This is a genomic window from Streptomyces sp. NBC_00670 (assembly GCF_036226765.1).
In the GTDB taxonomy this organism is placed as follows: domain Bacteria; phylum Actinomycetota; class Actinomycetes; order Streptomycetales; family Streptomycetaceae; genus Streptomyces.
In genome coordinates, this window is the sequence record NZ_CP109017.1 from 3,530,455 (window position 1) to 3,554,959 (window position 24,505).

Consider the following 24,505-nt stretch of genomic DNA (forward strand, 5'->3'; position numbering starts at 1 on the left):
TCATGCGGGCTCCGCCCGACCCACCCACACAGCGGGGGGGGACGGGTCGAGGCCCCGCCCGGGGCTCAGGTCCGGGCGGGGCCTCGACGTACCGGAGGGCGCGCCCCGCGCCCCCTGGACGTACCGGGGGGCGCAGCGCACGCGCCCTACGCGAGCAGCGCCGGAATCGTCCCCTCGTGCGCCGCACGCAGCTCCGCCAGGGGCAGCGCGAACTCCCCCTGCACCTCGACGCTGTCGCCGTCCACCACGCCGATGCGCACGGCCGGCAGCCCCCGCGCCCCGCACATGTCGTTGAAGCGGACCTCCTCCGAGCGCGGCACGGCCACGACCGCACGCCCCGCCGACTCGGAGAACAGGAACGTGAACGCGTCCAGGCCGTCGGGGACGACCAGTCGCGCGCCCTTGCCGCCGAGGAGCGCGGACTCCACGACCGCCTGGATCAGGCCGCCGTCGGACAGGTCGTGCGCGGAGTCGACCATGCCGTCGCGGGAGGCGGAGATCAGGATCTCGCCGAGCAGCCGCTCGCGCTCCAGGTCCACCTTGGGCGGCAGCCCGCCGAGGTGGTCGTGGATCACCTGGGACCACGCCGAGCCGCTGAACTCCTCACGTGTGTCGCCGAGGAGGTACAGCAGCTGGCCCTCCTCCTGGAAGGCGACCGGCGTGCGCCGGGCCACGTCGTCGATGACGCCGAGGACGGCCACGACCGGGGTCGGGTGGATCGCCGCCTCGCCCGTCTGGTTGTAGAGCGAGACGTTGCCGCCGGTCACCGGCGTGCCGAGCTGCTGGCAGCCGTCCGCCAGACCGCGGATGGCCTCGGCGAACTGCCACATGACCGCCGGATCCTCGGGCGAGCCGAAGTTCAGGCAGTCGGAGACGGCGAGCGGCTTCGCGCCGGTCGTCGCCACGTTGCGGTAGGCCTCGGCGAGGGCCAGCTGCGCGCCCGTGTACGGGTCGAGCTTGGCGTACCGGCCGTTGCCGTCGGTGGCGAGGGCGACGCCGAGGCCGGACTCCTCGTCGATGCGGATCATGCCGGAGTCCTCGGGCTGGGCGAGGACGGTGTTGCCCTGCACGAAGTGGTCGTACTGCTGGGTGATCCACTTCTTGGAGGCCTGGTTGGGGGAGGCCACCAGCTTCAGGACCTGGTCCTTCAGCTCGTCCCCGGAGGACGGCCGGGGCAGCTTCTCCGCGCCGTCGGCCTGGAGGGCGTCCTGCCAGTCGGGGCGGGCGTACGGGCGTTCGTACACCGGGCCCTCGTGGGCGACGGTGCGCGGGTCGACGTCGACGATCTTGCCGCCGTGCCAGAAGATCTCCAGCCGGTCGCCGTCGGTGACCTCACCGATGACGGTGGCGATGACGTCCCACTTGTCGCAGATCTCCAGGAAACGGTCGACCTTCTCCGGCTCGACGACCGCGCACATGCGCTCCTGCGACTCGCTCATGAGGATCTCCTCGGGCGAGAGCGTGGAGTCGCGCAGCGGAACGTCGTCCAGCGTGACGCGCATGCCACCGGAGCCGTTGGACGCCAGCTCGCTCGTCGCGCAGGACAGGCCGGCCGCGCCGAGGTCCTGGATGCCGACGACGAGCTTCTCGGCGAACGCCTCCAGGGTGCACTCGATGAGGAGCTTCTCCTGGAAGGGGTCGCCGACCTGGACGGCGGGGCGCTTGGAGGGCTTCGCGTCGTCAAACGTCTCGGAGGCGAGGATCGACGCGCCGCCGATGCCGTCGCCGCCCGTCCGGGCTCCGTACAGGATGACCTTGTTGCCCGCGCCGGACGCCTTGGCGAGGTGGATGTCCTCGTGCCGCATGACGCCGATGGCACCGGCGTTGACCAGCGGGTTCCCCTGGTAGCAGGCGTCGAAGACGACCTCGCCGCCGATGTTGGGCAGACCCAGGCAGTTGCCGTAGCCGCCGATGCCGGCGACGACGCCCGGCAGGACGCGCTTGGTGTCGGGGTGGTCGGCCGCGCCGAAGCGCAGCGGGTCCACGACGGCGACCGGGCGCGCGCCCATCGCGATGATGTCGCGCACGATGCCGCCCACCCCGGTGGCCGCGCCCTGGTAGGGCTCCACATAGGAGGGGTGGTTGTGCGACTCCACCTTGAAGGTGACGGCGTAGCCCTGGCCGACGTCCACGACGCCCGCGTTCTCGCCGATGCCGACGAGCATGGCGTCGTTCTCGGGGGCCTTCTCGCCGAACTGGCGGAGGTGGACCTTGGAGGACTTGTACGAGCAGTGCTCGGACCACATCACCGAGTACATGGCGAGCTCGGCGCCGGTCGGGCGGCGGCCCAGGATCTCGACGACGCGCTCGTACTCGTCCTTCTTGAGGCCCAGCTCGGCCCAGGGCAGCGCGACATCGGGGGTCGCGGCCGCGTGTTCGACCGTGTCCAGAGGTGTCTTGCTCATGCGCTGACCAGCTTCTTGAGGATCGACGTGAAGAAGGGGAGGCCGTCGGTGCGGCCGCTGCCGATGAGCGGCTCCACGGCGTGCTCCGGGTGCGGCATGAGGCCGACGATGTTGCCCGCGGCGTTGGTGATGCCCGCGATGTCGTTGAGCGAGCCGTTGGGGTTGCCGTAGCCCTCGGGGTCGGCGGGACCGTCGGCGGCTCCGCCGCGGGTCACGTACCGGAAGGCGACGCGGCCCTCGGCCTCCAGCTCGTCCAGCGTGCGCCGGTCGGCGACGTAGCGGCCGTCCATGTTCTTCAGCGGGATGCGGATCTCCTGGCCGGCGGTGTAGTCGCTGGTCCAGGCGGTGTCCGCGTTCTCCACCCGCAGCTTCTGGTCGCGGCAGATGAAGTGCAGGTGGTCGTTGCCGAGCATCCCGCCGGGCAGCAGATGGGCCTCGGTGAGGATCTGGAAGCCGTTGCAGATGCCGAGCACCGGGAGGCCGGACTTCGCCTGGTCGATGACGGTGTCCATCACCGGCGAGAAACGCGCGATGGCACCCGCGCGCAGATAGTCGCCGTAGGAGAAACCGCCGCACAGCACCACGGCGTCGACCTGCTTGAGGTCCTTGTCCTTGTGCCAGAGCGCCACGGGTTCGGCGCCGGCGACGCGGATCGCGCGCTGCGTGTCCCGGTCGTCGAGACTGCCGGGGAAAGTGACGACGCCAATACGAGCGGTCACTTCGCGGCCCCCGTGACCACGTCGGCGGACTCGACCTTCACGGTGAAGTCCTCGATCACGGTGTTGGCGAGGAAGGATTCCGCGAGATCATGGATCCGGGCGAGGGCGGCGTCGTCGACCGGCCCGTCCACCTCGAGTTCGAATCGCTTTCCCTGACGTACGTCGGAGATGCCCTCGAAACCGAGCCGCGGCAGTGCGCGCTGCACCGCCTGGCCCTGGGGGTCGAGGATCTCCGGCTTGAGCATGACGTCGACTACGACGCGTGCCACTGGCACTCCCGGTGTGTGGTGCTGAGCAGGTCCCTTCAGACTACCCGTACAAAATTTCTACGCGGGTAGATTCGTAGGAATCTACGGAATGGGCGACGGCGGTCCGGGCACCGTCCGTTCGCCCGCGATCGCCGACCGTCGGCCCTTGCACACCGTTCCGTGCGGAGCCTCGCGTGAAACTTCGTCACGGAATCGGCGTGACCGGAGTCACGATCCGGTGTCGGCGACCCGGCTGCGCGAAAAGATCAGGGAAAGATCAGGCATCCGGCAGTGGTTCCTATTGCGCGGAGACACGCGGACGGATTTAGTCGTTCTGCCCACCGCATTGCCGGGCCCTGTACAAAAGAATTGGCAATAGCCGATACTTTGCCCATTGGCACCCAAAGGCGCGGTGCCAATCAATGGGCCAGTACCGGCCACTACCCCACCAAGTACACCCACCCAAGTACACCCACTCCAATAACAGCCGGACAGTCGACATCCGCCGGACGTGATCGCAACCCGCGAGTCCGTGATGTCGCACGAAGGGACCGATATTCGTGGCGCAGCGTGTCGTGGTAACGCTCTTTGACGACATCGACGGCTCGGAAGCGGCCGAAACGATCGCCTTCGGACTCGACGGCAGGTCGTACGAGATCGACCTGAACCGGACGAACGCCGACAAGCTGCGGACGGCGCTCGCGCCCTTCGTGGAGGCGGGCCGCAAGCGGGCGCGCTCCGGCAAGGCCTACCGGGAGACGGTGGTCGCCCCCGACCCGGCGGCGGTCCGGGCCTGGGCGCAGGCGAACCGGATGGACGTGCCGGCCCGCGGCCGGATCCCGAAGCGGGTGTACGAGGCGTTCGCCGAGGCGCAGTGAGGGCGGTGGGGCGTGCGGGGGCGGTGCCCCGCGGCACCCCCGGCAGCAGTCCCCCGGAGCACCGGGAGGTGGTCCTGCGGGGCGCCGGGAGACGGCCCTCACGGCCGTCCGGAGCCGGTGCTCCGAGGTGCCCGGGGGCCGGCCGACGGCCGGTCATGCGCCCCCGGCGCCAACCGACTTGCGCACCACCCCCGCTGATCAGCTAGAGTCTGGAGCACGCCGCCGGGCAAGGCCGAAAAGGCCCAGCTCACGGAGTACATGCGGGTGTAGTTCAGTAGTAGAACACCCCCTTTCCAAGGGGGAGGCGCAGTGTGCAATTCCTGTCACCCGCTCTGCACCGCCGGACCGATGCCCTCTGTGGATCAGGTAGGCTGGTGCCGCACCGATCGGTGAGAGCCGGTCGGGGGCATTGCGGACGTAGCTCAGTTGGTAGAGCGCAACCTTGCCAAGGTTGAGGTCGCGAGTTCGAGCCTCGTCGTCCGCTCCAGTGGAAAAAGTGGAAGCGAAGGCCCCGGTCCTCAGGACCGGGGCCTTCGTCGTGCGTGCCTCGTGCGTCTCTGACATTTGTCATGCGGGTTCATGACACCGCGCACTGCCTGCGGCGTCCGTCGGCGGGGAGGCTGGATGCATGAACACGGACGAGCGCGAACACGTGATTGACGTCACCGACTTGCGGCGGGTCTACGGGGGCGGTTTCGAAGCCGTGCGCGGCATCACCTTCTCGGTGGGCCGCGGCGAACTCTTCGCGCTCCTCGGTACCAACGGCGCGGGCAAGACCTCCACCGTCGAACTCCTCGAAGGGCTCGCGGCCCCGGCGGCCGGCCGCATCCGCGTCCTCGGGCACGACCCGTACGCCGAGCGCGCCGCCGTCCGCCCACGTACGGGCGTGATGCTCCAGGAGGGCGGCTTCCCCAACGAGCTGACCGTCGCCGAGACGATACGGCTGTGGTCGGGCTGCACCAGCGACGCCCGGCCCGCGCCGGAGGCGCTCGACATGGTCGGGCTGACCCGGCGGTCCGGTGTGCGGGTGAAGCAGCTGTCCGGCGGCGAGAAGCGGCGGCTCGACCTGGCGCTCGCCCTGCTCGGCCGCCCCGAGGTGCTGTTCCTCGACGAGCCCACGACCGGACTGGACGCCGAGGGCCGCCGGGACACCTGGGAACTGGTCCGCGCTCTGCGCGAGGCGGGCACCACCGTGCTGCTCACCACGCACTACCTGGAGGAGGCCGAGGCACTCGCCGACCGGCTGGCGATACTCCACGAGGGCCGCATCGCCGCGACGGGCACCCCGGCCGAGGTCACCGCCGCTCAGCCGTCCCGGATCTCCTTCGACCTGCCCGAGGGGTACTTCGTCGGAGACCTGCCCCCGCTCGCCGAACTCGGCGTGACGGCCCACGAGACGTCGGGCCGGACGGTCCTGCTGCGCACGGAGGAACTGCAGCGCACCGCCACCGCCCTGCTGCTGTGGGCGGACCGCGCCGGCGTCGTGCTGCACCGGCTGGACGTGCGCTCGGCCTCGCTGGAGGAGGCGTTCCTGCACATAGCCGAGCGGGAGACGGCACGGAAGCGGGGGGAATCCGGCGGACACGGGGTGCCGGACACGACGTCGAACGGAACTGCGGACACCTCGGCCGGGAAGGCGGCGGCATGAACACGAACACGGGCACGGGGACGAACACGGGCACGGGTATGGGGACGGGCACGGGTATCGGGACGGGCACGGACACGGGTGCGGGGAGGGGTTTCGCGGGCGGGAGCCGCACCGGGAGCACCACCTCCCTGGGACGGCTGCGTGCCCTGGCCCGGGCCGAGCTGACCCTGCTGCTGCGCACCAAGAGCGTGATCGTCACCGCGGTACTCGTCCCGCTCGCGCTCCCGCTCAGCATCCGGCCCGCACTGGACGAGTTCGATCTCGAAGCCCAAGGGCTGAGCGTCGGTCCGGTGTTGCTGACCTCCGCGATCGGCTTCTCCTTCCTCTTCGCCGTCTACACGTCCCTGGTGACCGTCTTCGCCGCCCGCCGAGAGGAACTGGTGCTCAAGCGACTGCGCACCGGCGAGCTGAGGGACGCGGAGATCCTCGTCGGCACGGCGCTGCCCGCGCTCTGTATCGGCCTCATACAGTCCCTGCTCGTGGCCGTCGGCTGCACGGTCCTGCTGGACCTGCCCGCACCCCGCGCCCCGCACCTCGCCGTACTGGGCGTGCTCGCCGGTCTGGTGCTGTCCGCGGCGCTGGCCGCCCTGACCGCCAGTGTCAGCCGGACGGTGGAGAGCGCGCAGGTCACGGCGTTGCCGCTGGTGTTCGTCTCCATGCTGGGCTCGGGCCTCACGGTCCCGCTCGAGGTGCTGCCGGACAAGGTCGCCCACGTCTGCGACCTGCTGCCGCTCTCCCCGGTCATACGGCTGGTCCGCGGCGGCTGGACGGGTCAGCTGTCGGGATACGAGACGCTGGAGTCGACGGCCCTCGCCGCGGCCTGGATCGTCCTCGCCGCCTGGGCCGTACGACGATGGTTCCGCTGGGACCGCCGCTGACCGGAGCGGACGGGGAGAACCGCGAGGGAGAGGAGGGGAACGGAATGACCCTACGTACACCGAGGCCGATACTCGGCTGGCAGCGTGCGTGGCACGCGCGGAGCAAGGCGGCGCGGGTGGAGCTGCAGTCCGTGATCATGTGGCGGTTCCTGCCCTGGGTGTTCGCCCTCACCTGGATGGCGCTGCCGCTGCTCGCCGGCCTCCAGCACGGTCTGCTGTCCCGGCTGCTCGCCGCGTCGCTGCTGCTCGTCGGCGTCCTCCAGATCGTCTGGGCGAACCGGCTGGTGCGCCCGGTCCTCGACCACTACCTGGGGCGCGCCGTGCTCCCGCCGCGCGCGCTGTGGACGCCGGCGGCCCTGTTCGTCCTGGCCCTGGCGCTGGTGGCGACGCTCCACGGTCTGGACGCGGTCGCCCCGTGGGGCTGCCGGCTGGCACTGGGCGCGGTCCTGCTGTCGTTCGGGACGGTCTACGCCATGGTCGTGCCGGTCCGCATTTTTCTGCGGCACTCCGCGATCGGCTGTGTCCTGCTGATGACGGTGTTCGGGCTGCTGCGCGGCGATGTCGGCGAGGTGCTCTTCACGGCGGCGATCACCGCATTCGGGGCCGGTCTCTCGATACTCGGCTCGCGCTGCGGGGCGTGGACGCTGGCGGTGCTGTGGGAGGCGGAGCGGTCACGGGACATCGAGGCCCGGCTCGCCGTCGCCGAAGAGCGGCTGCGGTTCGGCCGCGATCTGCACGACGTGATGGGGCGCAACCTGGCGGTGATAGCGCTCAAGAGCGAGCTCGCCGTGCAGCTCGCCCGGCGCGGCCGGCCGGAGGCGGAGTCGCAGATGATGGAGGTGCAGCGCATAGCGCAGGAGTCGCAGCGGGAGGTCCGCGAGGTGGTGCGCGGCTACCGGGGGGCCGACCTCGGGGTCGAACTCTCCGGAGCGCGCGGGGTGCTCACGGCGGCCGGCATCGACTGCACGGTGACCGGTCCTCCGGCGGGCGGGCTGCCGGCACCGGTGCAGTCGGCGCTGGCCTGGGTGGTCCGCGAGGCCGTCACCAATGTGCTGCGGCACGGGAACCCGCAGCGGTGCACGGTCGCGCTGCGGACGGCCGGGGACCGGATCGAGCTGTCGGTGGAGAACGACGGGGCACCGGTTCCGGAGGCGCAGTCCGAGGACGGACCCGAGGCCGGGTCCGGGTCCGGGCAGGCTTCCCCGGTGGGTGGGGCCGCGGGGCGCGGGTCCGGGCTCGCGGGGCTGCGGGAGCGGCTGGCGGAGATCGGGGGCACGCTGCGGGCCGGCCCGGCCGGGACGGGCGTGTTCCGGCTCACGGCGGAGGTGCCGCTGCCGGGGCCGTCCTCCTCACCGTCCGCGGGCGACGGGTCCTTCGGGGCGCGCGTCCCGGACGCGGAGGCAGCGCCGCCGTCCGGCACCAGAGCCGTCCCGTCACCCCCGTCGTCCCCGTCGTCCCCGTCGTCCCCGTCGTCGCTGAGTGAGGTCACGCCGTGACATCCGTACCGCCGCCGTCCGCCGCCGCCGCGGGGGCCGTGCCCGTCGGTGCCCCCGTTCGGTTGCTGCTCGCCGACGACGAGCACCTCATCCGGGGCGCGCTGGCCGCGCTGCTGGCGCTGGAGGACGACCTGCTGGTAGTGGCCGAGGCCGCCACCGGGCCCGAGGCGCTGGCCATGGCGCGGGCGCACCGCCCCGATGTGGCCGTGCTGGATCTGCAGATGCCGGGGGCGGACGGCGTGAGGGTGGCCACATCCCTGCGCACCGAGCTGCCCGGGTGCCGGGTGCTGATCGTGACCAGTCACGGGCGCCCGGGCCATCTGAAGCGGGCGCTGGAGGTGGGGGTGCGGGGGTTCGTGCCGAAGACGGTGAGCGCCCAGCAGCTCGCGGAGGTGATCCGTACGGTGCACGCGGGAAACCGTTACGTCGACCCCGAGTTGGCGGCCGACGCGATTTCCACCGGGGACTCGCCGCTGACGGTGCGGGAGGCGGAGGTGCTGGAGTTCGCCGCCGACGGGGCGCCGGTCGCGGAGATCGCCGAGCGGGCGGCGCTGGCGGAGGGGACCGTGCGGAACTATCTGTCCTCGGCGGTCTCCAAGCTGGGGGTGGAGAACCGTCATGCGGCGGTGCGTCTCGCGCGTGAGCACGGTTGGGTATAGTTGCTCCCGCGCCACGGCGCAGTGCGGACGTAGCTCAGTTGGTAGAGCGCAACCTTGCCAAGGTTGAGGTCGCGAGTTCGAGCCTCGTCGTCCGCTCCAGTGGAAACAGTCGAAAGCGAAGGCCCCGGTCCGGTGGACCGGGGCCTTCGTCGTGTGCGGGGTCTACCGGGACCCGGCCCCGGGGGGGTCCTCAGTCCCAGCGGACGCCCGTCAGGCGCTCGTAGGCCTCCACGTACTTGCCGCGGGTCGCCTCGACGACCTCGTCCGGCAGGGCCGGGGGCGGCTGTTCGGCGGCGCGGTCCCAGCCGGAGGCGGACGAGGTCAGCCAGTCGCGCACGAACTGCTTGTCGTACGAGGGCTGGGCGCGGCCCGGCTGCCACTCGTCGGCGGGCCAGAAGCGGGAGGAGTCCGGGGTGAGGACCTCGTCGGCGAGGACGAGTTCGTCGCCGTCGAAGCCGAACTCGAACTTGGTGTCTGCCAGCAGGATGCCGCGGTCGCGGGCGATGTCGCGGCCCCGGGAGTAGACGGCGAGGGTGGACTGCCGCAGCTGGGCGGCGGTGTCGGCGCCGACCTGGCGGGCGACCTCCTCGTAGGAGACGTTCTCGTCGTGGTCGCCGACCTCGGCCTTGGTGGCCGGGGTGAAGATCGGCGCGGGCAGTTCGGAGCCGTCGACGAGGCCTTCGGGGAGGGCGAGGCCGCAGACGGTGCGGGAGGCGTCGTACTCCACCAGGCCGGAACCGGTCAGATAGCCGCGGGCCACGCACTCCACCGGCACCATGCGCAGCGACTTGCAGACCAGGGTGCGGCCGCGCCAGTCGGCGGGGGCGCCGGCCGGCAGTTCGGTGCTCAGGACATGGCCCGGGACGAGGTCGGCGAGCTGGTCGAACCACCACAGGGAGAGCTGGGTGAGGATGCGGCCCTTGTCGGGGATCTCCGTGGGGAGCACCCAGTCGTAGGCGGAGATGCGGTCGCTGGCGACCATCACCAGGTCGCCCGCCTCGTTCTGGTACAGCTCGCGCACCTTGCCGGTGTGCAGGTGCACCAGACCCGGCACCTGGACGGGCTCGGGCTTTTCCACGAATCCGGACACGGTTCCTCCCCGGTTCTGTCCTATGGCTCGATTCTCCCGTATGCGGAACGCGGGCTTCGGCCAGGGTGGACCGGCGGGGGCCGGGGCGCGACCCGAGCCCGGCGCGCGGCACGGCCCCGCGAAACGTTCACTCACGTTTGCAGATGCGGTCCAGGAGGTTGGCGGTGGCGCGCTGGATGCGGGCGTCGACGTGGCCGGGACGGTCCAGGGCCGGTGACCAGGCGAAGGTCCCGGACGCGAACACCAGCGCCCCGGAGGGGTCCCGGTACAGGGAGGTCTCCTGGTGACGCAGGACACCCTCGGCGTCCCGATAGGGGGAGTGGGCGAGCAGGATGCGGTCCTGGTGGTCGGGGAGCGGGGTGCGCGGGAAGTAGCGGTCGGCCTCGCCCGCGACCATGCCCGCCAGCTCCTCGCCCTCCCGGGCCCCGGCGCCCTCCCACAGCCAGTGGCCGGCGTTGCGCACGACCAGCGGGCTCGGTTCGGGGACGCGGCCCTGGTATTGGATGCCCAGCAGCTGCTGCTCGGGCCGGTCGACCTCCCGCCACAGCACCGGCCGGCCGGGGCCCTGGCGTTTGCGGCAGGTCAGCAGCCGGTCGGGGGTGCCGGACGGGGACGGGCCGAGCTCGACCTGCCAGTACATGGTGTTGGAGGACAGGAAGACCAGCGAGGTGCCGCACTCCCGGGCCAGCTCGACGGCCCGGCGCATGTTGGCCGACCAGTACTCGTCGTGCCCGGGGAAGACCAGGCCCCGGTAGCGGGTGACGTCGACGCGTCCGGCGTGCAGATCGCGGGCGTCGGCGTAGGCGAGGTCGTAGCCGTAGCGCTCGGCCCAGCGGATCACGTCGTAGGCGTGGCCGACGTGCAGCGGGAGGCCCGCGCCCGCGTAGGGCCGGTCGAAGGAGACGGTGGTGGCGGCCTCGGACTCGCCGAGCAGCCGGCCCCGCTCGTCCCAGGCGTGGTAGAGGCTGGCGCCGGTGCGGCCGTCCTCCGGGTAGAGGTTGTACGCCTGCCAGGTGATGTCGGGCAGCAGGAGCAGCAGGTCGGCCGGGCGGGTGTCGCGCACGGTGAACGGCACGTGCGAGCGGTGGCCGTCGGCGGTGGTCAGGACGGCCACGTAGGCGCCGGTGGTCCAGTCCCGGGGGATCTGCAGCCGCCAGGACAGCCACCAGTGGTGGCAGGAGACGGTGCGTTCGGCGGTGAGCGGCGGGGGCTGGACTATGCCGGACAGGCGGGGGCTGCTCGTCATCTTGTGGGCGCCCTCGCCGCCGTAGTGGCCGATCCGGTAGATGTCTACGCCGAACTCCTGGGGCGGGTCGACGCTGATGTGGAAGTCGACGGCCTCGCCGGGCGTGACCGCGCCGGTGGAGGCGAAGCCTTTGATCTGCCCGCGCACGTCGTCCGCGGACCGCGGGCCGGGGGTGCGGGTGCGGCGGCCGGAGGGGTGGCGGGGGGCGGGGACGGGCGCCGTCCGGGTGGCGCCGCGCGGTCCGTCGGCGGCCCGGAACTCCGTCTCCTCGGCGGCGGGGTCGACGTACCAGGGGACGACCTGGCCCGTGTCGCCGAAGTAGTACTCCTCGCCCCGGAGCCAGGGAACAGGGCCCTGGCCGAAGGGGTCCGTGACGGCGTGCGCGAGGGCGCCCGACTCCCAGCGACGGATCCGCTCCGACTCCATACGCCGCCCCTCCCCTATGCCCTTGTTGCCTCCGCCGGCGGTCCCGGCGTCGTTATGCCAGTGTCAGCTGACGCGTGCCCATGCCGCCCACGCGTTCGGACCCAGCACATCACAATATGCACGCACACCGTCACCGTTCGTCGTGAATTGACGCGAAGCGAAGGAGAGGTGTCCGGCGGGAACGGGTCGGCCGTGGCGGGCTCCGCGATCCGCGCGGATCAGACCAGCCGTACCGGCTTCTCCGCGCGGACCCCCGAGCGGCCGAGCCAGTCCCGCAGGGGGCCGGGGTCCCCGGTGTCCACCAGCGTCCGCACCCGCGGCGGCAGATCCGCCGCCCGCTCCCCCCGGAGGAGCAGCGCGGGACCGTCGAGCCAGTCGAGCCCCGGGACGGCGCCGGCGGTGTCCATGGCCGCGCAGCACACCATGGCGATGACGTGGTCGGCGAGGAGTTCGCGCCCGGTGCGCGGGGGCTGGAGCGGAAAGAGCGGGAGCATGCCGTCGTCCAGCAGGCCGCGGTCGGGACCCGCCTGCTGCCCCGCCGCCGGTGCCTGACCGGGCCCGGCGGCCGCCTCCTCCCGCGCCATCTCGGCGGTGAGCACGGCGGCGAGCGCGGCGGCGGGCCCACTGCCGCCGTCGGCTTCGTCCTCCTCGTCGAGGAGGTTCGCGACGTCCGGGTCCGTGACGTCCGGGTCCGTGACGTCCGTGTCCGTGACGTCGGCGTCCGTTACCTCGGCGTCCGTGAGGTCGGCGTCCGTGAGGTCGGCGTCCGTGACCTGGAGGTCCGGGACCTCGGCGTCCTTGGCATCGGTGTCCGCGCCGGGGGAGCCGTCCCCCGTGCGTTCGGCGCCCGGCACCGTCAGGTGGTCCAGGACCCGGGCGAGGGTCGGCCCCTGGGCGCCCGGGCGGGAGGCATCGGGGAAGTGCCGCACACCGAGCGTGTCCAGGACCCGGTGCAGCCGGGCCGCGTCCGTCCGCCACTTGCGGTCGACGATCTCCTCCGGGTACTCGTGCCAGCCGACCGGCGCCCAGTCGGGGCCGGACTCCGCGGGGCCGCCGTGGAAGAGACGGGCGGCGAGGAGCGAGGCCGCCTCGTCCACCGTGCCCGGCTCCTCCAGCAGATCGCAGGCGGGCCGCTCGCCCAGCCGGGAGGTGAACCCCTCGGCCAGCCGGTCCCGGCGCGACAGCTCGGTGAGCGCCGCGACGACGCCCGCGTCCAGCCGGGACGGCCAGCGGCCCATCCGCCAGGCGGGCAGCGCCACCCGGGTCAGCAGCCGGTCCCAGCCCGCGTACGCCAGCCCCACCTGTTCCTGGGCGACGATCCGCAGCCCGTAGTCCACCGTCTGCGCCCGCTCCGCCGCCGCGGCGGCCACCCCGCGCTCCATCTCCGCCGCGTGGCCCCGGCAGCCGCGCAGCAGCAGCCGGGTGACCCAGCCGGCCCCGGCCCCCGCCGTCCGCACCAGCGGACCGCGCCCGGGGGCGGAGGTCGCGGCCACGGCCGCGTCCAGCCCCCGTACGAAGCGCCGGGCCGCCGCTATGTCCGGGTGCGCGGAGGGGCCCGTACCGGCGACGACCGGAGCGAGGACCGCCCGCAGCTCGCCGACCCGCATCCACCACAGGAAGGGCGAGCCGATCACGAGCACCGGAGCGGCCTGCGTGCGGCGGAGTCCGCCGCCCGGGCCTCCCGTGCCGGACCCGCCGGGCGAGCCGGGTATGCCGAGGCGGGTACGCAGGCGGTCGCGTATGCCTCGTCCCCGCGTGCCGCGTATCGCCTCACCGGCGTCGGCGTCGGCGCCGTTCGAACCCGGGGGTGTGCCGTCGGTGCGGTGGGTGCGCTGGGCGCGGTGGGTGCGGTCCTCCAGCCAGCTGTCGCAGTCCGGGGTGAGGGCTATCGCCGAGGGCACCGGCACGTCCAGGCGGTCGGCGAGGTCGCGCACCATCCGGTACAGGTCGGGGGCCGCCTTCTCGCCGACCGCGACCGTGGGGCTCACGGCCGGGCGGGCGCGGGCGACGAGCAGCGCGATGCCCGCGCCGCACAGCAGGACGACGACGGCGACGGCCGTCACCACACCGCGCGCCGCGGACCAGCCGGCGCCGCTGAGACGGCCGGTGGCGCCGCCCACGAGAAGGACGACGGCGACGGCGGCGGGCAGCAGGGCGACGGCCACCGCCCGGCTGCGGATCCGCAGCACGGCCAGTGCCCTGGAGCGCGCGGCGTGCGCGCCCGCCTCCATCCCCATGCCGGTCACGACCGGACGTCACCCCCTGCCTGTCGGCGTGCGTTGCTCACTCCCCCACTGTGGCACCCGCCACTGACATCGCAATGCCGGTGGGCCAAGTGCCGGAACGCTTGCGCGGCACCCTAGTTGGGGCCTCCGGCCCCGTCATCCGGATGGGGGGCCGGTCACTCGATGGAATGGCTTTGGGGAAAGGTGGGTGACCTGAGCGTGCATCGCGGCGCGGTTTCCGGTAAAGGGCTCGCCGCCGTGACGGAACAGACGGGCCCCGGTTCCCGCGCGGGAACCGGGGCCCTGGAAGTACGACCGGCCGCGCCGGTCTCCTCGTCACCGCTCGCCCGTGGCCGCCTTCAGCGCGATGTCCGTGCGGTGGTGGGCGCCGTCGAGCTGGATGCGGGCGACGGCGGTGTAGGCGCGGTCGCGGGCCTGGGTGAGGTCCTCACCCGTGGCCGTCACGGACAGCACCCGGCCGCCGGCGCTCACGACCGCGTCCCCGTCGCGGCGGGTGCCTGCGTGCAGGACGTAGGCGTGCGGGGCGTCCTGGGCCTCGACGTCGTCGAGCCCGGTGATGGGGTCGCCGGTGCGCGGGGTGCCGGGGTAGTTGTGCGAGGCGAGGACGACGGTGACGGCCGCGTCGTCGCTCCAGCGCAGCGGCTCGAGGTCGGCGAGCGTGCCGTTGGCCGAGGCCAGCAGCACCCCCGCGAGCGGGGTCTTGAGCCGGGCGAGGACCACCTGGGTCTCGGGGTCGCCGAAGCGCGCGTTGAACTCGATCACGCGTACGCCCCGGGAGGTGATCGCCAGGCCGGCGTAGAGCAGGCCGGAGAACGGGGTGCCGCGGCGGCGCATCTCGTCCACGGTCGGCTGCAGGACCGTCGTCAGCACCTCCTCGACCAGCTTGGGCTCGGCCCACGGCAGTGGCGAGTACGCGCCCATGCCGCCGGTGTTCGGGCCCTCGTCGCCGTTCAGGGCGCGCTTGAAGTCCTGGGCGGGCTGGAGCGGGAGGACGGTCTCGCCGTCGGTGATCGCGAAGAGGGACACCTCGGGTCCGTCGAGGAACTCCTCGACGACCACGCGCTCGCAGGCGGCGGCGTGCGCCTTGGCGGCGTCGAGGTCGTCGGTGACGACGACGCCCTTGCCGGCGGCGAGCCCGTCGTCCTTGACGACGTACGGCGCTCCGAAGGCGTCGAGGGCCGTCTCCGCCTCCTCGGCGGTCGTGCACACGTACGAACGGGCGGTGGGGACGCCGGCGGCGGCCATCACGTCCTTGGCGAACGCCTTGGAACCCTCCAGCCGCGCGGCCTGCCCCGAGGGGCCGAAGCAGGGGATACCGGCCTCGCGCACGGCGTCGGCGACACCCACGACGAGCGGGGCCTCCGGGCCGACGACGACCAGCCCGGCCCCGAGCTCCTCGGCGAGCGCGGCCACGGCCTTGCCGTCGAGCGCGTCGACCGGGTGCAGCTCGGCGACTTCGGCGATGCCGGCGTTGCCGGGGGCGCAGTGCAGCGCCGTGACGTGGGGGTCGAGGGACAGAGCACGGCACAGGGCGTGTTCGCGGGCACCGCTACCGATGACGAGGACCTTCACGGGGTCAGCCTAACGGGCGCGGGCCGCCGGCCTTGTGGCGGGCGACGACGGGCGGGAGGGCCGGGGTTCGTACGTTCATCCGAACGGGGTGGCGTCGGGTGCGGTGCGGCCGACGCGGGGGCGGCACGACCGGCGCTGGGAGCGGGGCGGCCCCTCTCTCTCGCTCACCTCATTCGACACACGGTCCCGCTCGCCCCTCACTCCTTCACCCGTGCGCCCGTGCACCCGTTCACTCGTTCACTCGTTCACTCGTTCGAGAACTCCTCCATCACTGTCGCGCCCAGTTCGCGGACGATCAGTTCGTGGCCGGAGAGGGCGGACTCGACGAGGTCGGGGTCGTCCTCCTCCGGCATGTCGTCCTCGGGGGCGACGGGGGCCCGGCGGGGGGCGGTGTCGGCGGCCGCTGCCGGACCGGCCGACGGGGCCGGCCGCGAGGCGGGCCCGGACGCGGCGGCCGGCCCGGCGGACGGCCGTGGTGCGGGGGGCGCGGCCTGTGCGGGGGCGGGGCGCGCGGTGGCGAGGGCGCCGCCCTGACCACCGGCGCCGCCGGAGCCGTACCCGTTCGAGCCGTAGCCGCCGGACTGGGCCGACGGGGCGCCGGGGGCCGCCGAGAAGCCGGTCCCTCCGCCGCCGCTGCCTCCACCGTTGTACCCGGGCCCACCGCCGAACCCGGAGCCGCCGCCGGCCGTGGGCACCGCGCCGCCCGGGCCGCTCCCCGGTCCGAAGCCCGGCCCGCCGCCGCCCGGTCCCCCGGGGCCACCGGAACCGCCCGGGCCGTCGACGACCGCGTCGATCTTCCACTGCACGTTGAACTGCTCGGACAGCGCCTGCCGCAGCACGTCCTCGCTGCCGCTGCTGGCGAAGTTGTCGCGTGCGCCCGCGTTGACGAAGCCGATTTGCAGGGTGGTGCCGTCGAACGCCGTGACCTGGGCGTTCTGGCTCAGCAGGATCCAGGTGAAGCGGCGGCGGTTCTTGACCGCCTCCAGGATGTTGGGCCAGAGGACCCGGGGGTCGAGCCCGCCGGGAGCAGGGCCGGAGGCCGAGGGCACCGGTGCGGCCGGTGCCGCCGCCGGTGTGCGCGGGGCGGGGGCCGCCGCGGGGCCGCCCGACTGCTGTCCGCCGCCACCCGTGGGCGCGGCGGTGGGCCAGCCGCCGGGGCGACGGCCGCCGCCGGTGGGCGCGGCGGTGGGCCAGGCACCGGGCGCGGCACCGGCGCCACCTGTGCCGTTGGGACCGTCCTGCGGTGCGGGGGCCGACTCCGGCTGCGGCGGCGCGACGGCACCCACGGGCGGAGCCTCATCGACGGGACCGGAACCATCGGCCGGACCCGGACCCGGGGCACCCTGCGGCCCCGCACCCCCGTTCCGTACCGCCGCCCGGGCCGCCGCGACACCGCCGCCGGGCGGGACCTGCGCGTCACCCGGGCCCCCTTGCGGCGGACCGCCCTGCTGCACCATCCCCGCGCCACCCGCGCCGTACCCCGCCGAGGCACCGTCGGCCGCCGCTCCGCCGTGGGTTCCGGGCCCCGGGACGTACCCCATGGCGGGTCCGGCACCGGCCGCGGCGAAGCCGACGCCCCGCTCCAGCCGGTCCATGCGGGCCATGACGGACCGCTCGTCGCCGTAGGCGGCGGGCAGCAGGACGCGTGCGCAGATGAGTTCGAGCTGGAGCCGGGGCGAGGTCGCCCCGCGCATCTCGGTCAGCCCCTCGTTGACCAGGTCGGCGGCGCGGCTGAGCTCGGCCGCGCCGAACACGCCCGCCTGCGCTTGCATCCGCTCGACGACGTCGGCGGGGGCGTCGATGAGCCCCTTCTCGGCGGCGTCCGGGACGGCGGCGAGGATGACGAGGTCACGCAGCCGCTCCAGCAGGTCGGTGACGAACCGCCGCGGGTCGTTGCCCCCCTCGATGACGCGGTCGACGACCTCGAAAGCCGCCGCCCCGTCCCCGGAGGCGAACGCCTCCACCACGGAGTCGAGCAGCGAACTGTCCGTATAACCGAGCAGCGCGGTGGCCATGGCGTACGTCACGCCGTCGTCCCCGGCGCCGGCGAGGAGCTGGTCCATCACGGACATGGAGTCACGCACGGACCCCGCGCCCGCGCGCACGACGAGCGGCAGCACGCCCTCCTCGACCGGGATGTCCTCCTTGCCGCACACCTCGCCCAGGTAGTCCCGCAGCGTGCCCGGCGGCACGAGCCGGAACGGGTAGTGGTGGGTACGGGAGCGGATCGTCCCGATGACCTTCTCGGGCTCGGTGGTGGCGAAGACGAATTTCAGGTGCTCCGGGGGCTCCTCGACGACCTTGAGCAGCGCGTTGAAGCCGGCCGGCGTGACCATGTGGGCCTCGTCGATGATGTAGATCTTGTACCGGCTGCTCGCGGGCCCGAAGAAGGCCTTCTCCCGCAGGTCACGGGCGTCGTCCACACCGCCGTGCGAGGCGGCGTCGATCTCGATGACGTCGAGCGAGCCGGGGCCGTTGCGCGCGAGGTCGCGGCAGGACTGGCACTCGCCGCACGGCGTCGGCGTGGGCCCCTGCTCGCAGTTCAGGCAGCGGGCCAGGATCCGGGCGCTGGTGGTCTTCCCGCAGCCGCGCGGACCGCTGAACAGGTACGCGTGATTGACCCGGTTGTTCCGCAGCGCCTGCTGCAGCGGGTCGGTGACGTGTTCCTGCCCGATGACCTCGGCGAACGACTCCGGGCGGTAACGGCGGTACAGCGCGAGAGAGGACACGCATACGAGGTTATAGGCGCCCACTGACAACGGACCCCGCCACCGAGGAGACCCCGGCCACGCCGGGACCACGAACCGGAACCACATGAACCGGGACCAGGGGATCGGGGGAAAACAAAGACCCCCCACGCACCCGCCAGAGCCAACCTACCCTTGCTGCCTTCCGGCCCTGGGGGAGTTCAGTCAGATAGCGCCGCGTGAGGGGCTGAGGCCCAGCGTACCCGATCGCCCACCCCCCGATCGAGTTCGCAACCACTCCCCACCGTCATGTAATGTTCCCGGCGGAGGATTCGCCTAGAGGCCTAGGGCGCACGCTTGGAAAGCGTGTTGGGGGCAACCCCTCACGAGTTCGAATCTCGTATCCTCCGCAGCCCCCGAACAGGGGAAGCAGGAAGCCGAGCCACAAGTGTGGCTCGGCTTCCTGCTGTGAGTTGGTTGCACTTTTGACTGCGTCTGCGGCCGACATTCAGAACATTTCGGCGAGCAGCCGGGCGCGCGCTTCCGTATCCCATGGAGACCGACCGGCGCCGCCTGCATGGTGGCCCCTTACGGAACTTGGCGGCGGGCACCGCGACGGTCGCCGACGGCCAGGACCCAAGATCGTACGGGGCACGCACGGGATCCGGCCGGACCTCTCGCGCCACGGTTCGGGCGGGCCCGAAGAGACCCACGCTCCCTGGAGGGAATCCGCCCCGTACGGCACCCGCTGATCACCGGGATGCGCCATTCTGGAACCGGCGCCGGGACACCGGCCCCGCTGCGACACATCCTGGTCCAACGAGGTGCACCCATGAAGTCCCGATCGACGCTGGCGACATGGCTGGGCAGCCTCGACGGCTCTCGTCTGGCGGGCGTGCTCGAAGTACGAAGGGACGCCGTGTCGCCTCCGGAGCCGCGCTCGGTGGGGGAGCTGGCGGACCGTCTTCAACGTCCGGGATCGGTGGCACTGGCTCTGCCACGGCTCGCGCTGCCGCACCTCCAGGCGGCCGAAGCGCTGGCGGCGCTGGGCACGCCCGCGTCGCGCGATGCCCTGGCGGAACTGCTGGGGGCGGCGGACGACGAACCCGTTCGCGAACTGGACGCCGTGCTGGAAGCGCTGGCCGATCACGCCCTGGTCTGGCCGGACGGCGCGGGCGACCTCCACATGGCCGGACCGCTGCGCCGGGCATGGGACGCGCCCCTGGGGCTGGATGCTCCGCTGCAGCACCTGCTCGTGGGTGCGACCTCCGACGAGTTGCGCGGCATGCTGGTGGCACTGGGCATCAAGCCGCCGGCCACCAAGGCGCAGCGGCTGGCCGCGCTGGTGGGGCACCACAGTGACCCGGAGCAGGTCGTCCCGGTGGTCGCGAAAGCCCCTACGGCGGCCCGGGAGTTGCTCGAACGCCGTGCGGAGGGTGTGCCGGGGCAGCCGCGGTTCCTCGTGTTCGGCGCTTCCGGCTCCGGCCTCGAACCGGGCGCCCGGTGGGCACTGGACCGAGGGTTCCTGGTCCAGGACCGTCGCAGCTACGGTCCGGCCCGCATGCCGGCCGAGGTGGCACTCGCGCTGCGCGGGCCGGGCTGGCACGCCCCGTTCGCGCCCGCCCCGCCCTCCGTGTGGTCGGCGTCCGTCACCCCGAAGGAGGTGGACCGCGAGGCATCGGCCGCGGCCACGGCATTCGCGGCCCAGGCCGCCTCCGTCCTGTCGGCCTGCTCGACGACCGCACCGACCCGGCTCAAGTCCGGCGGGATCGGCGCGCGTGAACTGGCCCGTATCGGCAAGGCGGCCCAGGCTGACGACGCGATCGTGCGGGTCACCCTGGAGACCGCGTACGCCGCCGGACTCCTGGGCCGTGACGGCGATCGTATGGCGGCGACGGAGGCATACGACGCCTGGGCGGAACAGGAACCCCCGGAGCGGTTCGCCGTCCTCCTCCAGGCATGGTGGACCCTGCCGCTCACCCCTACCCAGGCGCGCGACGAGGACAACAAGGCACTTCCCACTCTCGCGGGAGCACCGCCCTGCAACGACTGCTCGCAGGCCCGCCACGGACTCCTGGCCGCGGCCGCACGACTTCCGACCGGGCAGGGCGCGACGGCCACCTCGGATCTGGGGCCCCTGATCACCTGGCACCGCCCGCTCGCCCACTCCTCACCCTCGGACGCGACACCGTTCGCCGCCGTTATCCGTGAGGCCGAGATCCTCGGGGTGCTCGCTCGCGGCGCTCTGTCCGCCCTCGGCATCCATCTGCGGACAGGCGACGTGGAGGGGCTGGAAATGGAATGCCGGCGGCTGCTGCCCTCGGCTGCCGTGACGGCACGGATCGGCGGCGACCTCACCGCCGTCGTCACCGGCACACCGTCCGCGCGGCTGGCCTCGCTCCTGGACTCCGTCGCCGACCGGGAGAGCAGCGGCACGGCGTCGGTGTGGCGGTTCAGTGCCGGCAGCATTCGCCGGGCACTGGACGCCGGCCGTGCCGGTGACGACATCACGACCGACCTGACCGCCGTCGCAGCCGGTCCCCTGCCGCAACCACTGTCGTACCTGATCGCCGACACCGCACGCGGCCACGGGAACGTGCGCATCGCCCCTGCCGCCTGCGTCCTCCACGGCGACGAGCCCGCCCTCCTGGCCGAACTCGCCGCCCACCGCCGACTCGCGACGCTCGGACTGCGACAGTTGGCGCCGACGGTACTGATCAGCCGCAGCCCGCTCGAGACGACTCTCGCCACGCTCCGGGCCGAGGGATACGCCCCCGTCGCCGAGACGGCCGACGGCACGGTACGGATCGAGAAGACCCGGCCCCAGCGGGCCGCCACGCCGGTGCCGGCTCCGCGCGGCACCGGCACGAGGAACAGTGGCCGGAGGGCCGCCACGGGCATGACGAAGACGCCCGCCCCCGTCGACCCGGGCACCTTGGCAGCCCAACTGCTGAAGGCCCCGCCCACGCCTCCCGGACCCGCGCCGTCCGACGGAGGAGCGGCCTTCGCCACGGACACCGAGGAGATCGTCGCAGGATGGGCCAAGCACCTGCCGTACAGCGACGTCCGTCAGCTCGCCCATGCCATCGATACCGGCGGACCCCTCACCATCGAGTACGTCGCCACCTCGGGGAACCGGACGGTACGCACCCTCAGCCGCCTCGCACTCGACCCGCCCTACCTCGAAGCCTGGTGCCACCTGCGCGACGACGAACGCGTCTTCACGCTCTCCCGCATCCACGGCGTCATGCCGACGTGACCTTGCCCGGCACGACACCCGTTACTTTCGGCCCTGCCGATGTCAGCGCTGCAACCCGAGAATCAGACGGACCGTGTCCTCCACACGGTGCAGCTCGCCCGGAGCCAGCAGCCCCAGCTTCCTGCGCAACCGCGCCTTCGCCACCGTGTGCAGGTCCGCGCAGTTCACGTAGGACTCGTCGTACTTCGTCAGCCCCGCGTCGTGTCCGATGGGAACATGCGTGACCTGTGGGCCGGAGGTGCCGGTGACCAGCGCGACCGTCACAGAGGCAAGCGGTTCCGCGATCCGGTTGACCGTGAGGACGACCACGGGGTGCGGACCCACTGGCTGGGGCAGCGCGCAGGCCCACACCTCGCCACGGAGCGCCGTACCAGGGCTCACCACTCCATCTCGTCCGCTGCCGCAAGCTCGGCGTCACTCGGCTCGACCACACCTTCGGGCAGGGGTACAGCCTGTCCCTGGTAGAAGGCACGGATCTCCTCGGCCGCCCCCACCTCGGCGGCTTCCCGCGCGAGGAGCCTCAGTCCTTCGCGGAGGGCATCGGAGGTCGAGCCGAGGTGCAGCGTCCGCATGACCTCCTGGAGGGCCTGCATCTCCTCACTGCGGAGCCGAACCTGTGCCAGCCTGCTGGGCCCGAGGGCGGCCGCTGCCGCACTTCGCCTGCCTGCCTTCGTGGCAGCCCTTTTGACCGGCCGCTTCTTGGGAACCGCTGCCGTGTCCACACTCCCTCCTTCCTGTCGTACAAATGTCATACACCTAGTGTGGGACCGGCGGCCGGAGCCCGTCAAGAAGACAACGGGGCCGTGGCGCGGGCCGTGGATCGTGGTTGCGGTTCTGGTTGCGTTCACCGCCGTACAACGTCGTTCAGAAGTCCCACCCGAGTCGGTTGCATCGCAGGTCAGAGCACTCCCGTACATCACCGAGCCCCCCAACGAACATTTGGAAAGCGTGTTGGGGGCAACCCCTCACGAGTTCGAATCTCGTATCCTCCGCCAGTGCCTCACCGGGCACGATGCCGAAGGGCCCCACCGTTCGTGGTGGGGCCCTTCCGGTGGTGCCGGGTGGTCGGGTCAGCCGCCCTGGCCGGCGCTGCCGATGGGGCCGACCTTGACCGGGGCGGCGTCGTCGGAGGCGGGAAGGGAGCCGGCGCCCGGCCAGGTGAGGGTGACCGACTTGGTCTCGTTGGGCGGGGTCACCACGAGCCCGGTGATGCGGACGCCGGAGCCGCCCGTGTCGTTGACCGGGTAGGAGACGTAGAAGGACACCGACTTGCCGTTCTTGAGGACGGTCGCGTCGGCCGGGTTGCCCTCGCGCTGCGCGGAGATCGTCCCCGCGTTGGTCTTGAGGTCGACGCCCGCGAAACCGCTGAGCACGCAGTCGTGGCCGCCGGCGTTCATGAACGTCACCGCGACGGTCCTCGGGTCCTCGCCGGTGATGGTGGTGTCCTGCGCGGTGATGTCCAGGTTGTCGGTGCGGCACTTCTCGGTGCCGTTGTTCGTGTCGGAGCCGGTTCCCTCGCTGCCGCCCTGCCCGTCCGCCTTCGTGCCGCCGGATTCCTTCGCGGAGCCCTGGGCCGCCTTGCCGCCCGAGCCCGAGCCGCCGGTCGAGGAGGACGAGGAGGACGAGGAGGACCCATTGGCCGACGTGTCCTGCCCCATGGCGGCGTCGTCGTTCTGGCAGGCCGTGAGCGCCAGGCCCGCGGCGAGGGCCAGGGCGGCGATGGTGAGCTTCTGAGCGCGCATGGTGTCTTCCTCGGTGTCGGTCGGGGTGCCTGCCCGTCGGTACGGGCGAGCGTTTCTGATCACCTAGAGCGGCCCCGGCCGCCGCGCCGTTCCTCCCGGCCACCCGCTACTACGTGCCTGTTACAGGAAACGTCGAGGAGACGTCGCCGCACCGCGCGGGCCGGCGCCGGGCGCGCCCCCGCCGGTCCTGGTGGAACGCGGCTCGAGCAGGAGTTCCCGTCGCCGTTCCGCGTCTTCGTGCGGGCCGGCGGCCGCCGGGACAGTTCCGTGACCCGGGCGGCACTCGGCCGCGACCGTGCCCCGTCCCCGCCGGTCCGTGCGCGCTTCAGGCCGGGCGGGCCGCGTCGAAGCGGTGGCGGGCCGTCTCGATGGCGCGCAGATGGCGCTGGGTCCAGTCGCACATGGCGTCGACCGTCGCGCGCAGGGCCTGGCCCGGCTCCGTGAGCGTGTACTCGACGCGCGGCGGCACGGTGGGGTACACCGTGCGTTCGACCAGGCCGTCGCGCTCCAGCAGGCGCAGGTTCTGGGTCAGCATCTTGTGGCTGATGCCGTCGACCTCGCTGCGCAGTTCGGTGAAGCGCAGGGTGCGGTCGCCCACCGTTTCGATGATCAGCAGGGCCCACTTGTTGGCGATGTCCGTGAAGATCTCGCGGGCCAGGGAGTCCGCCCGCGTGATGTCGGCCTCGTCCGTGACCGGCCGCTCGGTCGCCTCCCTCACCGTCGCGTCCTTCGCCTTCGCCTTCGCGTTCCCGGCCGTCGCGTCCCTGACCTGCTTGCTCACCATGAGGTTCCTCAGTCACCGAAAAGTGCGTTCTTCCACGTCAGCGGTCACTCTCCTATGGTTCCCGAGTAACCACAAGAGAGCACGCACCAGGAGGCGTATCCCCATGGCCATCACCCTGCTGAACCCCGACGGGCTGCCCGAGATCGACGTCTACCGGCAGGTGGCGGTCGCTTCCGGCGCACGGACCGTCTTCGTCGCCGGACAGGTCTCCTGGGACGCCGCCGGGGTCACCGTCGGCGCGGGCGATCTGGCCGCGCAGGTCGAGCAGTGCTACCGCAACGTCGCCACCGCCCTGGCCGCGGCCGGTGCCTCGTTCGCCGACGTCGCGAAGCTGAACGTCCATGTCGTCGACTGGACGCCGGACAAGATGCCCCTGCTCCTTGACGGCATCTCCCGGGCGGCCGCCGCGCTCGGGACGACGCCCGCCGCGCCCGCCACGCTGCTCGGCGTGGCGGCGCTGGACGTGCCCGAGCATCTGGTCGAGGTGGAGGCCGTCGCCGTACTCGACTGACCGGAGAGCCC

At 72.7% G+C, this 24,505-nt stretch carries 19 protein-coding genes, 4 tRNA genes and 1 other RNA gene; 11 read left to right on the forward strand and 13 right to left on the reverse strand.

Annotated features, from left to right (window positions below):
* Window positions 1–146: 146 nt before the first annotated feature.
* Genes purL through purS form a run of 3 tightly spaced genes read right to left on the reverse strand, consistent with a single transcriptional unit; the run spans window position 147 to window position 3,393 of the window.
* Entirely contained in the window at window positions 147–2,405 is a 2,259-nt protein-coding gene (gene purL, locus OIE12_RS15705) for a phosphoribosylformylglycinamidine synthase subunit PurL (RefSeq protein ID WP_329135797.1), read from the reverse strand.
* Window positions 2,402–3,124 carry a phosphoribosylformylglycinamidine synthase subunit PurQ gene (gene purQ / locus OIE12_RS15710; RefSeq protein ID WP_329135799.1) on the reverse strand — a complete coding sequence of 241 codons (723 nt, stop codon included), beginning with the start codon at window positions 3,122–3,124 and terminating at the stop codon, window positions 2,402–2,404. Before purQ ends, purL begins: the two co-directional genes overlap by 4 nt.
* Window positions 3,121–3,393: a phosphoribosylformylglycinamidine synthase subunit PurS gene (gene purS, locus OIE12_RS15715; protein ID WP_329135801.1), complete on the reverse strand. Its 273-nt coding sequence runs from the start codon at window positions 3,391–3,393 to the stop codon at window positions 3,121–3,123. The genes purQ and purS overlap by 4 nt, the downstream gene beginning before the upstream one ends.
* Before the next feature lie 539 nt (window positions 3,394–3,932).
* Between purS and OIE12_RS15720 the strand changes: the two genes are divergently transcribed.
* From OIE12_RS15720 to OIE12_RS15755, 8 genes are all read left to right on the forward strand, one after another.
* The gene (locus OIE12_RS15720; protein ID WP_030380689.1) at window positions 3,933–4,250 is read left to right on the forward strand and encodes a histone-like nucleoid-structuring protein Lsr2; all 318 of its coding nucleotides are present in this window, start codon (window positions 3,933–3,935) and stop codon (window positions 4,248–4,250) included.
* A 260-nt stretch (window positions 4,251–4,510) separates the two neighbouring features.
* Window positions 4,511–4,582: transfer RNA gene (locus OIE12_RS15725), tRNA-Gly, on the forward strand.
* A gap of 79 nt (window positions 4,583–4,661) precedes the next feature.
* A tRNA-Gly gene (locus OIE12_RS15730) sits at window positions 4,662–4,737 on the forward strand.
* Window positions 4,738–4,878: 141 nt separating this feature from the next.
* Entirely contained in the window at window positions 4,879–5,898 is a 1,020-nt protein-coding gene (locus OIE12_RS15735; RefSeq protein ID WP_329135804.1) for an ABC transporter ATP-binding protein, read from the forward strand.
* The gene (locus tag OIE12_RS15740) at window positions 5,895–6,776 is read left to right on the forward strand and encodes an ABC transporter permease (protein WP_329135806.1); all 882 of its coding nucleotides are present in this window, start codon (window positions 5,895–5,897) and stop codon (window positions 6,774–6,776) included. The genes OIE12_RS15735 and OIE12_RS15740 overlap by 4 nt, the downstream gene beginning before the upstream one ends.
* 44 nt (window positions 6,777–6,820) lie before the next feature.
* A complete protein-coding gene (locus OIE12_RS15745) occupies window positions 6,821–8,272 on the forward strand; it encodes a sensor histidine kinase (RefSeq protein ID WP_329135808.1) in 1,452 nt (483 codons plus the stop codon).
* The gene (locus OIE12_RS15750) at window positions 8,269–8,931 is read left to right on the forward strand and encodes a response regulator (protein ID WP_443053835.1); all 663 of its coding nucleotides are present in this window, start codon (window positions 8,269–8,271) and stop codon (window positions 8,929–8,931) included. Before OIE12_RS15745 ends, OIE12_RS15750 begins: the two co-directional genes overlap by 4 nt.
* 23 nt (window positions 8,932–8,954) lie before the next feature.
* Window positions 8,955–9,030 (forward strand) — tRNA-Gly (locus tag OIE12_RS15755).
* Window positions 9,031–9,121: 91 nt separating this feature from the next.
* Here the strand turns inward: OIE12_RS15755 and OIE12_RS15760 are convergent.
* The 6 genes from OIE12_RS15760 to ffs all read right to left on the reverse strand — a co-directional run bounded on the left by OIE12_RS15760 (window position 9,122) and on the right by ffs (window position 18,450).
* The gene (locus OIE12_RS15760) at window positions 9,122–10,021 is read right to left on the reverse strand and encodes a phosphoribosylaminoimidazolesuccinocarboxamide synthase (RefSeq protein WP_329135810.1); all 900 of its coding nucleotides are present in this window, start codon (window positions 10,019–10,021) and stop codon (window positions 9,122–9,124) included.
* A gap of 127 nt (window positions 10,022–10,148) precedes the next feature.
* Window positions 10,149–11,693: a N,N-dimethylformamidase beta subunit family domain-containing protein gene (locus OIE12_RS15765; protein WP_329135812.1), complete on the reverse strand. Its 1,545-nt coding sequence runs from the start codon at window positions 11,691–11,693 to the stop codon at window positions 10,149–10,151.
* 218 nt (window positions 11,694–11,911) lie between these two features.
* Window positions 11,912–13,930, reverse strand: coding sequence for a hypothetical protein (locus OIE12_RS15770; protein WP_329141985.1), 2,019 nt, complete (start codon window positions 13,928–13,930; stop codon window positions 11,912–11,914).
* A gap of 324 nt (window positions 13,931–14,254) precedes the next feature.
* On the reverse strand, window positions 14,255–15,511 hold the full coding sequence (purD, locus tag OIE12_RS15775) for a phosphoribosylamine--glycine ligase (RefSeq protein WP_329135814.1): 1,257 nt from the start codon (window positions 15,509–15,511) through the stop codon (window positions 14,255–14,257).
* Between the two features lie 245 nt (window positions 15,512–15,756).
* Entirely contained in the window at window positions 15,757–18,240 is a 2,484-nt protein-coding gene (locus tag OIE12_RS15780) for a DNA polymerase III subunit gamma and tau (RefSeq protein ID WP_329135815.1), read from the reverse strand.
* A gap of 113 nt (window positions 18,241–18,353) precedes the next feature.
* An RNA gene (ffs, locus tag OIE12_RS15785) (signal recognition particle sRNA small type) lies at window positions 18,354–18,450 on the reverse strand.
* Window positions 18,451–18,523: 73 nt separating this feature from the next.
* Between ffs and OIE12_RS15790 the strand changes: the two genes are divergently transcribed.
* Together OIE12_RS15790 and OIE12_RS15795 are read left to right on the forward strand one after the other, a co-directional pair.
* A tRNA-Ser gene (locus OIE12_RS15790) sits at window positions 18,524–18,608 on the forward strand.
* 422 nt (window positions 18,609–19,030) lie between these two features.
* Window positions 19,031–21,457: a helicase C-terminal domain-containing protein gene (locus OIE12_RS15795; RefSeq protein ID WP_329135817.1), complete on the forward strand. Its 2,427-nt coding sequence runs from the start codon at window positions 19,031–19,033 to the stop codon at window positions 21,455–21,457.
* A gap of 42 nt (window positions 21,458–21,499) precedes the next feature.
* Here the strand turns inward: OIE12_RS15795 and OIE12_RS15800 are convergent, their stop codons facing one another.
* The 4 genes from OIE12_RS15800 to OIE12_RS15815 form a co-directional block, all read right to left on the reverse strand.
* A complete protein-coding gene (locus tag OIE12_RS15800) occupies window positions 21,500–21,838 on the reverse strand; it encodes a type II toxin-antitoxin system PemK/MazF family toxin (RefSeq protein ID WP_329135820.1) in 339 nt (112 codons plus the stop codon).
* The gene (locus tag OIE12_RS15805; protein ID WP_329135822.1) at window positions 21,835–22,179 is read right to left on the reverse strand and encodes a hypothetical protein; all 345 of its coding nucleotides are present in this window, start codon (window positions 22,177–22,179) and stop codon (window positions 21,835–21,837) included. The genes OIE12_RS15800 and OIE12_RS15805 overlap by 4 nt, the downstream gene beginning before the upstream one ends.
* Before the next feature lie 348 nt (window positions 22,180–22,527).
* The gene (locus tag OIE12_RS15810) at window positions 22,528–23,199 is read right to left on the reverse strand and encodes a DUF4232 domain-containing protein (RefSeq protein WP_329135823.1); all 672 of its coding nucleotides are present in this window, start codon (window positions 23,197–23,199) and stop codon (window positions 22,528–22,530) included.
* Between the two features lie 325 nt (window positions 23,200–23,524).
* Window positions 23,525–23,983, reverse strand: a complete 459-nt coding sequence (locus OIE12_RS15815; RefSeq protein WP_329135825.1) for a winged helix-turn-helix transcriptional regulator — start codon at window positions 23,981–23,983, stop codon at window positions 23,525–23,527.
* Window positions 23,984–24,086: 103 nt separating this feature from the next.
* Between OIE12_RS15815 and OIE12_RS15820 the strand changes: the two genes are divergently transcribed.
* Window positions 24,087–24,494 carry a RidA family protein gene (locus OIE12_RS15820; RefSeq protein ID WP_329135827.1) on the forward strand — a complete coding sequence of 136 codons (408 nt, stop codon included), beginning with the start codon at window positions 24,087–24,089 and terminating at the stop codon, window positions 24,492–24,494.
* Window positions 24,495–24,505: the final 11 nt, after the last annotated feature.

What these genes read in the sequence shown, in the direction of transcription:
- purL (WP_329135797.1), bottom strand. Translation starts at nt 2,405, where the DNA reads ATGAGCAAGACACCTCTGGACACGGTCGAACACGCGGCCGCGACCCCC.
- OIE12_RS15735 (WP_329135804.1), top strand. Translation starts at nt 4,879, where the DNA reads ATGAACACGGACGAGCGCGAACACGTGATTGACGTCACCGACTTGCGG.
- OIE12_RS15740 (WP_329135806.1), top strand. Translation starts at nt 5,895, where the DNA reads ATGAACACGAACACGGGCACGGGGACGAACACGGGCACGGGTATGGGG.
- OIE12_RS15745 (WP_329135808.1), top strand. Translation starts at nt 6,821, where the DNA reads ATGACCCTACGTACACCGAGGCCGATACTCGGCTGGCAGCGTGCGTGG.
- OIE12_RS15765 (WP_329135812.1), bottom strand. Translation starts at nt 11,693, where the DNA reads ATGGAGTCGGAGCGGATCCGTCGCTGGGAGTCGGGCGCCCTCGCGCAC.
- OIE12_RS15770 (WP_329141985.1), bottom strand. Translation starts at nt 13,930, where the DNA reads ATGGGGATGGAGGCGGGCGCGCACGCCGCGCGCTCCAGGGCACTGGCC.
- OIE12_RS15795 (WP_329135817.1), top strand. Translation starts at nt 19,031, where the DNA reads ATGAAGTCCCGATCGACGCTGGCGACATGGCTGGGCAGCCTCGACGGC.
- OIE12_RS15810 (WP_329135823.1), bottom strand. Translation starts at nt 23,199, where the DNA reads ATGCGCGCTCAGAAGCTCACCATCGCCGCCCTGGCCCTCGCCGCGGGC.
- OIE12_RS15815 (WP_329135825.1), bottom strand. Translation starts at nt 23,983, where the DNA reads ATGGTGAGCAAGCAGGTCAGGGACGCGACGGCCGGGAACGCGAAGGCG.
- OIE12_RS15820 (WP_329135827.1), top strand. Translation starts at nt 24,087, where the DNA reads ATGGCCATCACCCTGCTGAACCCCGACGGGCTGCCCGAGATCGACGTC.